Origin of the sequence: Staphylococcus sp. HMSC063F05 (assembly GCF_001837075.1) — a bacterium.
GTDB lineage: Bacteria > Bacillota > Bacilli > Staphylococcales > Staphylococcaceae > Staphylococcus > Staphylococcus epidermidis.
Genome location: NZ_KV831343.1, coordinates 1 through 3497, shown reverse-complemented (window position 1 = coordinate 3497; position 3497 = coordinate 1). Strand labels below are relative to the sequence as shown.

General features: G+C 26.9%; 5 protein-coding genes. 4 read left to right on the top strand and 1 reads right to left on the bottom strand.

Annotated features, from left to right (window positions below; translation table 11 throughout):
• Window positions 1-877 precede the first annotated feature (877 nt).
• From HMPREF2576_RS07160 to HMPREF2576_RS12165, 4 genes are all read left to right on the top strand, one after another.
• Window positions 878-1003, top strand: a complete 126-nt coding sequence (locus HMPREF2576_RS07160) for a Rep protein (RefSeq protein ID WP_256313860.1) — start codon at window positions 878-880, stop codon at window positions 1001-1003.
• Between the two features lie 745 nt (window positions 1004-1748).
• A complete protein-coding gene (gene cadD, locus HMPREF2576_RS07155; protein WP_070856145.1) occupies window positions 1749-2366 on the top strand; it encodes a cadmium resistance transporter CadD in 618 nt (205 codons plus the stop codon).
• 18 nt (window positions 2367-2384) lie between these two features.
• The gene (locus tag HMPREF2576_RS07150) at window positions 2385-2732 is read left to right on the top strand and encodes an ArsR/SmtB family transcription factor (protein WP_070856143.1); all 348 of its coding nucleotides are present in this window, start codon (window positions 2385-2387) and stop codon (window positions 2730-2732) included.
• A 158-nt stretch (window positions 2733-2890) separates the two neighbouring features.
• Entirely contained in the window at window positions 2891-2983 is a 93-nt protein-coding gene (locus tag HMPREF2576_RS12165; protein WP_001791613.1) for a type I toxin-antitoxin system Fst family toxin, read from the top strand.
• A 284-nt stretch (window positions 2984-3267) separates the two neighbouring features.
• On the opposite strand, the gene HMPREF2576_RS12340 is transcribed toward HMPREF2576_RS12165, so the two are convergent.
• Window positions 3268-3497, bottom strand: a 230-nt coding sequence (locus HMPREF2576_RS12340; RefSeq protein ID WP_176746947.1) for a hypothetical protein, incomplete at its 5' end; no start/stop codon positions are given.

The window sequence follows — 3497 nt, the reverse complement described above, 5'->3', positions numbered from 1 at the left end:
TATTTACTTAGTTTTCTCTTTTTTTATCTCCAATTATTTTACTAACAATGCTTATTTTGAAAATAAAAATAAGCACTTAAAGTAAAAAGTGAAGAAAAAAATAGCCACTTTTGTCTTCAAACATGTTTTGTTTTTGGGAATATTACAAACATGATAGGATTTTCAGATAGTATTTGACATGAGCATAAGGGAATCCAGTACCACCTTAGGTGGTATTCAGCATAGCTGAAGGATTATCTTACATTCACCTTGATTAATTACTTTTTTAAAAACTATTATAAACATTGATATAACAATATTTAGAGTTAATATTAAATAGAAATTGATCGAGATTATAATCCTTAATATTGCATACTATTTACAATTGTTACAAGACCACTTTAAATTGTTTGAATACTATTATTTTTGTTGATTTCATAGGCTTCAGTCACCATCAATCCTATAAATAGGATTAATTTTTTTACCCAAATCCTATTAATCCTACTACTTTTGGTATTAATTTCAACAACAAAATCACTAAAAAAGTAATCTAAGCAATTCATACATTTGTTTCACTTTTTGAAATTGATTAAATACTTTTTTCTCAATATCAAATTCAATAATGATCATATTATTTATTTTTAAGTTCAAAAAAAGAGAAAGAATAAAACAATTTCTATACTTTTCTATGCTCAATTTTATTAAAAAGTGAATCGAAATAAAGATCATTTCATCTTTTTATTTTAATCTTCCTAAAATTATTTTAGCGAGTATCAAGAGTATTTTAAGTAACTTTAAAATGTTAAATAACGATCAAAGTATGATTTATTTTAGACTGTCTAAAGAAATAAAATAGAACAGAAAACATGCCAAATTGCATTTTCTAAAAGAAGGTGATTTGACAGTATATTTTTATATTCGGAATAAAAAAGAATATTTAACGAGTGAACTTTTTGATTTAACAGAAAGTGAAAAACAAGAAATTAATCATCAAGTGATTGATGAAATTGGAGAAGAAAAATAAAAATAAATTTCTTAAACGTTAGCAAAAAGCTAACGTTTTTTTATTGAAAATACGCTAAAAATGGCTGGGTACATTTTGGGTACAGACACAATATGATGTGGGGACAAAATGGGTACAACACAATATCTTGTGGGTACATTCTGGGTACAAAACAAATTTTAGGCACCTAATGTAAAATGTTGTAACCCTTGAAATGTCTGGCTTCGCCAGACCCACTTTTTTAAAAGGTGGCAAATTTCCCTTATGCTCTTAACTCTTGATTTGAGTTCAATTCAAAATTTGGTGTTTTTTAAAAGAAATTGCCCCTGAAGGAACTAAAAAGTTGATGAGTTTTTGAGACCTTTTATGCCAATTTTTAATTTGCATATAGATGGGCAGTGTCTAAAAATTCGTCATTGGTTTTGCTCGAATTTTTATTTTGAAATTAAAATATAATTATTTGGCTCTCATTTGCATTTTAAGAGTCGATATAAGTTTTTAGGTAATAAAAAATATAAATAACTCTAATATTTCAAAATACCGCCTTAAAATTAAAAATAAAGGTATTCTGATTTATAATAAATTAGAATATAAAAAAAGAGCCACCATTTACAATTTAGGTAGCTCTTACTCATTTTTTGACTGATTAAAAAGTGGCAAAGTATTAAAAATGAAGAAAGAATATTTTAATTATAACATAGCATTTATGATTATTTAAGAATATAAGTTATAATACATTCAAAAACATTTTTGAATGAGGTGTATTATGATTCAAACGATTGTTACTGCTGCTGTTCTTTATATTGCTACAGCAGTTGATTTATTAGTAATTTTATTAATATTTTTTGCTAAAGCAAAGACTAGAAAAGAATATAGAGATATTTATGTTGGTCAATATTTAGGGTCTATTATTTTAATATTAGTTAGTTTGTTTTTAGCTTTTGTATTAGATTATGTTCCAGAGAAGTGGATATTAGGTTTATTGGGTTTAATACCAATTTATCTTGGAATTAAAGTGGCTATTTATGATGATTGTGAAGGAGAAAAGAGAGCTAAAAAAGAATTGAATGAAAAAGGATTGTCTAAATTAGTTAGTACGGTTGCAATTGTTACGATAGCAAGTTGTGGTGCTGATAATATTGGTTTATTTGTTCCGTATTTTGTGACATTAAGTGTTGCTAATTTATTAATTACTTTATTTGTTTTTTTAATTTTAATTTTCTTCTTGGTATTTACCGCACAAAAATTAGCTAATATTCCAGGGGTTGGGGAAATTGTTGAGAAATTTAGTCGTTGGATCATGGCTGTTATTTATATAGCTTTAGGTTTATTTATTATTATTGAAAATGACACTATTCAAACAATTTTAGGTTTTATATTTTAATTTAGGGTGTGATTTTATATGAGTTATGAAAATGCTTGTGATGTAATCTGTGTACATGAGGATAAAGTTAACAATGCTTTAAATTTTTTAGAAGATGATAAATCTAAGAAATTACTTAACATTTTAGAAAAAATTTGTGATGAGAAGAAATTGAAAATCATATTATCTTTGATTAAAGAAGATGAGTTGTGTGTTTGCGATATTTCTTTGATATTGAAAATGAGTGTTGCTTCAACTTCACATCATTTAAGGCTTTTATATAAAAATGAGGTACTTGATTTTTATAAAGATGGGAAGATGGCACATTATTTTATTAAAGACGATGAAATAAGAGAGTTTTTCTCTAAAAATCAGGAGGGTTTTTGAAACGAGTTTCTTCCTGTCTTGATACTATAAAAACAAGCAAAGATATAACATAAAATCACTTATCGGAAGTTATCTATTATCGAATATTCAGAGATGATATAATATATGAGTCGCCTATCTCTCAGGCGTCAATTGACGAAGAGAGGAGGTGCATTACTTTGCTAATCATTTTCGTTCACATCATAGCACCAGTCATCAGTGGCTGTGCTGTTGCGTATTACACTTATTGGCTTAGTAAACGCAACAAATAATTAATAGGCGACTTTATAAGCCAGCATCGAAAAAATCCCCACACTATTGCAGTAGTGTGGGGATTGGTGCATTCATTGTTAATCATTTTCGTTATCTAGATTATAACACTGGTTAGTATAGGAATGCAAAAAGTAGTAATACTAGCTAGCCATACTTTATTAGTAATAAATGGTGAAAGAACATTTATAATAGAAAGACATGTTAAAATAAAAACGATGAAATTACTCATTTTAACTTTTTGATTAATTTTATGTTGGCGTTTATTGTTTATAACAAGAAGATATTAATCATAAATATTTTGTATTTCTTCAAATTCCTTAGTATTCACAAAATCCTTTTCTAAAACCTCTCGTAATTGTTGAACAGGTAAATAGTTAATAGAGTAACCTTGTATTAAACCTCTAATTAGTACACTTTCCATATATCTTTGTTCCAAATCATCAAAGATATCATGACTATAGGTTCTAGTTGCTTTAAATGGTTCTGTTGCAAAGTAAAAAATATAGCTAACCA

Coding starts and splice junctions, on each gene's coding strand:
- cadD (WP_070856145.1), top strand. CDS start 1,749: ATGATTCAAACGATTGTTACTGCTGCTGTTCTTTATATTGCTACAGCA.
- HMPREF2576_RS07150 (WP_070856143.1), top strand. CDS start 2,385: ATGAGTTATGAAAATGCTTGTGATGTAATCTGTGTACATGAGGATAAA.